Origin of the sequence: Bradyrhizobium sp. (assembly GCF_019244115.1) — a bacterium.
GTDB lineage: Bacteria > Pseudomonadota > Alphaproteobacteria > Rhizobiales > Xanthobacteraceae > Bradyrhizobium.
In genome coordinates this window covers 1-5,902 of record NZ_JAFATE010000317.1, presented here as the reverse complement: position 1 = coordinate 5,902, position 5,902 = coordinate 1, and the positions used below count along the sequence as shown (strand labels likewise).

7 protein-coding genes are annotated in these 5,902 nt (G+C 64.7%); 6 read left to right on the top strand and 1 reads right to left on the bottom strand.

Annotation, left to right across the window (positions count from 1 at the left end):
- Positions 1-161 precede the first annotated feature (161 nt).
- Entirely contained in the window at positions 162-869 is a 708-nt protein-coding gene (locus tag JOZ76_RS14215; RefSeq protein ID WP_291699260.1) for a DJ-1/PfpI family protein, read from the bottom strand.
- 127 nt (positions 870-996) lie between these two features.
- On the opposite strand from JOZ76_RS14215, the gene JOZ76_RS14210 reads away from it, so the two are divergent.
- The 6 genes from JOZ76_RS14210 to JOZ76_RS14185 form a co-directional block, all read left to right on the top strand.
- Positions 997-1,935 carry a GlxA family transcriptional regulator gene (locus tag JOZ76_RS14210; RefSeq protein WP_291699259.1) on the top strand — a complete coding sequence of 313 codons (939 nt, stop codon included), beginning with the start codon at positions 997-999 and terminating at the stop codon, positions 1,933-1,935.
- A gap of 117 nt (positions 1,936-2,052) precedes the next feature.
- Entirely contained in the window at positions 2,053-4,137 is a 2,085-nt protein-coding gene (locus JOZ76_RS14205; protein ID WP_291699258.1) for an APC family permease, read from the top strand.
- 232 nt (positions 4,138-4,369) lie between these two features.
- Positions 4,370-4,492, top strand: coding sequence for a hypothetical protein (locus JOZ76_RS14200; protein ID WP_291699257.1), 123 nt, complete (start codon positions 4,370-4,372; stop codon positions 4,490-4,492).
- Positions 4,493-4,651: 159 nt separating this feature from the next.
- Positions 4,652-4,990, top strand: a complete 339-nt coding sequence (locus JOZ76_RS14195) for a hypothetical protein (RefSeq protein WP_291699256.1) — start codon at positions 4,652-4,654, stop codon at positions 4,988-4,990.
- Between the two features lie 118 nt (positions 4,991-5,108).
- On the top strand, positions 5,109-5,345 hold the full coding sequence (locus tag JOZ76_RS14190) for a hypothetical protein (protein WP_291699255.1): 237 nt from the start codon (positions 5,109-5,111) through the stop codon (positions 5,343-5,345).
- A gap of 184 nt (positions 5,346-5,529) precedes the next feature.
- Positions 5,530-5,902: Hsp20 family protein (locus JOZ76_RS14185; RefSeq protein ID WP_291699254.1), on the top strand; the 373-nt coding region annotated here is incomplete at its 3' end.

Genomic DNA, 5,902 nt, shown 5'->3' with positions numbered 1-5,902 from the left:
ATCGCGACTGTCCCGATGTGCAGCGGCTGCCGAGTGGGATACGGCCGGGAGATAGGCCCCCGGTGCAGATGTCCTGAAATCGCCCGTCGAATGTGCAGCTGCCGTGAGACAGGAAAGGTCGCTTGGGACGCCAGGCGGCCTTTTTCTGTGCCGAGGGCCGGTTAGCCGCTGGCCGGTTCGTTCAGCCGCGCGGCGGCGCGGACGACAGCCTCGGCGCGGCGCTGCCGGAATGGTGCCATACGGCTCTCGATCAGGGCCAGCACCTCCGGCGGCGCGCTGTCGGGCGAGCCGGACTGGAACGGCGGCGCGGGATTGTATTCGAGCCGAAGCTGGATCGCCTCGGCGATCGTGCGATCCACCAGCATCGAGACCAGCGTCAGCGCAAAGTCGATTCCGGCGGTGACACCGCCTCCGGTGATGCGGTTGCGGTCGACGCAGACCCGCGTCTTGGTCGGAATGGCGCCGAACGGGACCAGATGATCCATCGCCGACCAGTGCGTCGCCGCGCGATAACCTTTCAGCAGGCCGGCTGCGCCGAGCACCAGCGAGCCGGTGCAGACCGAGGTGACGTATTGCGCGCGCTCCGCCTGGGCGCGAATAAAATCGAGCACCTCTTCGTCATTGACGAGATCGTCAGTCCCAATGCCGCCGGGCACGCAGATCACGTCGAGTTGCGGACAATCGGCGAAGGTCGCTGTCGGCGTCAGCACCAAGGGGCCGTCGCTTGCGACCGGCTCGATGCTTTTCCAGACGAGGTGAACCTTCGCAAGGTGAGCCGGCAGGCTCGAAAACACCTGCAGCGGCCCGGTGAAATCGAGCTGCGTCACCTTCGGGAAGATCAGCAGTCCGATTTGAAGCGGCTCAGCCATGGCAAGCTCCGGAAAATGCGTCTTGACGCGGTCATCCTGGCATGATCGGCTTCCGTCCGAAATGGCATAATTCCCTCGTTTCAGGACGGGTGCCAGGGCGCCCGATCGAAAGGCCTCGCCAGCGATCATGATCGGCGTCCTCATCTTTCCCGATTTTCAGATCCTCGACGCATCCGGGCCGATCTCGGTGTTCGAGATCGCCGGCCGCTACGCCAAAAGCCCGGCGCCGATCAGGCTCATTGCCGCCGAGCCCGGTCCGGTGCGCTCGTCCTCCGGCGTCGAAATGCTGGCGCGCAAATTCGGCTCCCCAAGCGCGATCACCACGCTGGTCATCGCCGGCGGCGACGGCGTCGAGGCCGCCGCCCGCAACCCATGCACGCTGTCTTTCGTGCGCGCCGTTGCCAAGCGCGGCACCCGCGTCGCCAGCGTCTGCTCCGGCACTTTCATCCTGGCGGAAGCGGGCCTGCTCGACGGCCGCCGTGCCACCACGCACTGGGTGCGCACGCGGCAATTCCTCGCGACCTATCCGGCCGTGAAGCTCGAGCCCGACCAGATCTTTGTGCGTGACGGAAGCATCTGGAGCTCCGCCGGGATCACCGCGGGCATCGACCTGGCGCTCGCCATGGTCGCGGAGGATCATGGCGAGGAGATCGTGCAGAAGACCGCGCGTCAGCTCGTGCTCTATCACCGTCGCAGCGGCGGACAGTCGCAGTTCTCCTCGCTGCTCGAACTGAAGGCGCCGACCGGGCGCTTCGGACCGCTGCTGACCTGGGCGCGCGAGCACCTTGGCACGCGCCTCACGGTCGCGGATCTCGCCGACCGCGCCGGCATGAGCGCGCGGCATTTCACCCGCGCTTTCGTCGCCGAAACGGGAACGACGCCGTCGAAGGCGATCGAGCGGCTTCGGATCGAGGTCGCGCGGTCGCGCGTGCAATCCTCGTCAGAGGCGATCGAGCGCGTGGCGGAGGCCACGGGCTTTCGCGATCCCGAGCGGATGCGACGCGCCTTCATCCGCGCTTTCGGCCAGCCGCCGCAGTCGCTGCGCCGGTCGGCGCGCGCCGGGTAGGGCGCGGCGGCAGGCCGCAGATGCGCAAGAGCGATGGCTCGAATGCGCGCCTTGCTTAGGAACACTGCGCCAGTCGCGCGTTGTCCTGCGAGCAAGCGCGCAAGCAACGCCGAAAGCATGGCCAATTCTCCGATCGAGTTCTTTCTGGGACGACCTCTCGGCAATCGGGAAGCTGGCGGGCGGCGGCTCGGAGTTGCTGCCGGGGTGCCGGCGATGGGCCTGGACGCCATCGGCTCGGCGTCCTACGGCCCCGAGGCCGCCCTCACCATTTTGGCCGCATCGGGAGCGGCAGGGCTCGGAGCGATGGGCCCGATCACGTGGGTCATCATCGCCCTGCTGGCGATCCTGTTCCTTTCCTATTGGCAGACGATCGAAGCCTATCCGAACAATGGCGGGTCCTACATCGTTGCCAAGACCAATCTGGGCGCAAATGTTGGCCTGCTCGCTGCCTCCGCGCTGATGGTCGATTACCTGCTGAACGTCGCGGTAGGAATTTCCGCGGGCGTCGGCGCGCTCACGTCGGCCATTCCTGTTCTGCATCCCTACACGTTGTGGCTCTGTCTCGTCATTCTCGCCGTCATCACATTGCTGAACCTGCGCGGAACCCGCGAGGCCGGACTGGCATGGGCGCTGCCCACCTACGGTTTTGTTCTGGGCTTCGCAGCGATCCTCGTCGTCGGCGTTTGCAAGTCGCTGGCCTCGGGCGGGCATCCGCAGCCCGTGATCGCCCCTCCGCATCTGGCGCCGCCTGCCGAAGCAGTCTCGATCTGGCTCGTCCTGCGCGCCTTTTCCAGCGGCTGCACGGCCATGACCGGCGTCGAAGCGGTCAGCAACGGTGTCGGTGCCTTTCGCGAACCGCGGGTTCGGCATGCGCATGGCACGCTGGCTGCCATCGTTCTGATTCTCGGAGCGCTGTTATTCGGCATCGCTTATGTGGCGAAAGCCTATGGCATCATGGCAATGGATCAGACGAAGGACGGCTATCAAAGCGTTCTTTCGCAAATCGTCGATGCCGTCTGGGGGCGCGGCTGGCTCTATGATGTCGCCATCGGATCGGTCCTTGCCGTGCTGTGTCTTTCCGCCAATACGAGCTTCGTTGGCTTTCCGCGGCTATGCCATTTGGTCGCGGAGGATGGTTATCTGCCGCGTCCGTTCGCCGTGCCGGGCCGCCGCCTTGTCTACTCCGTCGGAGTTCTGTTTTTGGCTGCAGGCGCCGCCGGATTGCTGATCGCCTTCGACGGCATCACGGACAGGCTCATTCCGCTGTTTGCCGTCGGAGCCTTTTTGGCGTTCACGCTCTCACAGGCCGGCATGGCCATGCATTGGTGGCGCGCGAGGAGGGAGAGGGCGCCGCAGAGCTCTGCCGCGACGCGGATGCCCGTGCTGCGCGCCAAGCTCGCGATCAACGGCATCGGCGCCGTCGCAACGGGGACTGCACTGGTCATCATCCTGCTGGCCAAGTTCATCGAGGGCGCCTGGATCACCGTTCTCATCATTCCGCTCGCCATCCTGCTGCTCAAGAGCGTTCACCGCTACTACGAGGATCTCGATCGCCAGATCCTGCACGGCAGCGATCGGCCGCTCGATCTCCGGCAGCGCGAGGCGCCGATCGTATTCGTGCCGCTCAAGAGATGGGACCGGCTCGCCCGCAAGGCGGTCGAATATGCGATGCGGATTTCGCCCGACGTCACCGCCTTGCATTTCACCGCGCTGGAAGGTCCGGAGGCCGACGATCCCGAGCTTGCCCTGCAGAAGAACTGGCATCGGCTGGTCGAATTGCCCGCCGTGCGGAGCGGTTTTGCTCCGCCGCGACTGCATTGCGTACCCGCGGAATTCCGCACGCTGAGCGCGCCCCTGTTGCGCGTCCTTGCGAGGGCGCGTGATCAATCTCCGCACCGCCCAATCGCCGTGATCGTGCCGGAACTCGTCGAGGGCCGCTGGTGGGGCTACCTCATGCACACCCACCGCGAACGAAGGCTGCGGGCGCGGCTGCTCCGTTATGGCGGACGGAACATCGCGGTCACTTCCATTCCCTGGCAACTGGCCGACGAGGAGGCCACGGATGTCATTCGCGCCGAGGAGCCGACTGCGCCCTCGCAACCGCGCGATGACGAGGTTGAGCCGGATCGGCCCGCTGCACGTCGCAAAACCGATCGTCTCGCCGGAGGCGATCCGGCGAGCATCGGCCACACGGTGTCTTAAACGGTCGAGCACTTGCTCAGGAGACCTGACGGTCAGGACCATTCTCATCTCCGCGTTGGAATCGCCGCCCGCGCTGGTTGGAATTCGGACCGCAACAGCGGTTCGAAAAGGGCGAGCGCCGAGGGCTGCCACCAGCAAGCCTTCTCGGAATACGAAGCCGTGTTGCGCAATCACTTTGCCGCGAAGCAGGAAGGCGCAAGGCGCTCTCCGCAGCCTTTGCCCCGCGAACGCGATGGGTCTGTTCCTGCGCAACCAGGTGATCAGGGCAAGCGCAATCCCGGGGCTTGCGACATTGACGGTCGGCAAGGGCATTATCGATCGATTGCAGTCGCCGGATTATCGCTGGCGCGTTTGACCGACGCGCAGGGTTCATCCTCCAGAGCGTGATCGTGAACGCAGCGTGAATTCCGTCTGCACAGACATTGTCAGCGGCCATCGATGTGAACTGGATCACAGCTGCCCAGCATTCGCTATGGCAGCGTCCAATTTCATCTGATGGACGCGGAGTTCAGAGATGAAGTACCCTTCCTATTCAATCATCTACCGCAGCTCCGAGATTGCGGCGCTCAAGCGAAAAAGACATCGCACGAGCTGGATCGGTGCGCTCCTGGGCGCGCTCTATGAAGCGCGGCGCCGGCAGGCGATCAGGGACATCCGCCGTCACCGGCATCTGTGTCGACGGTCCGAGCATGTTACGCTCTATGAACAGGCGGTCGGAGAACGCAGGACGTCTCGGGGCGACAGGCGGGCCGTGGCGCCGATCAAATTCTCGCTGCCGCTGATCATGATGCAAGGCGCCCTGATCGCGGTGCTGGTTCTGTTCGTGGCCCTCCTGATCCGTGTCATGACTTGACGGCGGCGGGCGCCGCAGGCCGCCCGGGCCAATCCGTCCATCCGGCTGAGACCGGTCTTCCCGGCCCGGCGCGACTCACGTAAGGGCGAAGAGAAACGGGGCCGCCGTTCGTTTCGCCATGCTGAGACATCTCGATCCCAATCCCGACGAGGTGCGCCGCTTCCTCATCGAGAGCGAGCGCCGGGTCGTTGCGCATTGCCGAAAGCTGCTCGAGCAGGAGGGCCTTTCCTTCACGGAGCGGCGCCGGCTGAGCCGCGTGCTTGGCGGGGCCGAGGACGAGTTGCAGCGGCTGGACCCGCGCCTCAGGGTCGACGCGGCGTCAAAGGCCGTCGACCTGGTCGACTTGCGCGGCTGAAAATTTTTTTGGCGTGCCCCTTGAAACCGATCTCGCTTTTTCTAAGTCGTTTTTTGCCGCTTGAGGGCGGTGCCGGGCGCCAGATCGGGTCCGGCGGTATCAAGCTTGTGGGCGCCGGGACTGACCGGGCCAAACGGTATCCTGCGCCCCTTCGTACCCAACTTGCTCTTTGGAGGACTTGGCTATGAGGACTTACGATTTTGCTCCCCTGTGGCGCTCGACCATCGGCTTCGACCGCCTGTTCGACATGCTCGACGAAACACAGCGCGTCAGCGAAGACAACTATCCCCCCTATAACATCGCACGGATTGCCGAAGATCATTACCAGATCTCGCTGGCGCTCGCCGGTTTCTCGCCCGAGGAGATTGCGATCACGGCCGAACAGAACGTGCTGACGGTCGAGGGCCGCAAGGCCGACAAGGACCAGCACGAATATCTGTATCAGGGGATTTCGGCACGGCCGTTCAAGCGACAGTTCAACCTCGCCGACTATGTGCAGGTGAAGACGGCTTCGTTCGACAACGGGCTGCTCCACATCGAGCTGGTGCGCGAAGTGC

Coding starts and splice junctions, on each gene's coding strand:
- JOZ76_RS14215 (WP_291699260.1), bottom strand. CDS start 869: ATGGCTGAGCCGCTTCAAATCGGACTGCTGATCTTCCCGAAGGTGACG.
- JOZ76_RS14210 (WP_291699259.1), top strand. CDS start 997: ATGATCGGCGTCCTCATCTTTCCCGATTTTCAGATCCTCGACGCATCC.
- JOZ76_RS14205 (WP_291699258.1), top strand. CDS start 2,053: ATGGCCAATTCTCCGATCGAGTTCTTTCTGGGACGACCTCTCGGCAAT.
- JOZ76_RS14200 (WP_291699257.1), top strand. CDS start 4,370: ATGGGTCTGTTCCTGCGCAACCAGGTGATCAGGGCAAGCGCAATCCCG.
- JOZ76_RS14195 (WP_291699256.1), top strand. CDS start 4,652: ATGAAGTACCCTTCCTATTCAATCATCTACCGCAGCTCCGAGATTGCG.
- JOZ76_RS14190 (WP_291699255.1), top strand. CDS start 5,109: ATGCTGAGACATCTCGATCCCAATCCCGACGAGGTGCGCCGCTTCCTC.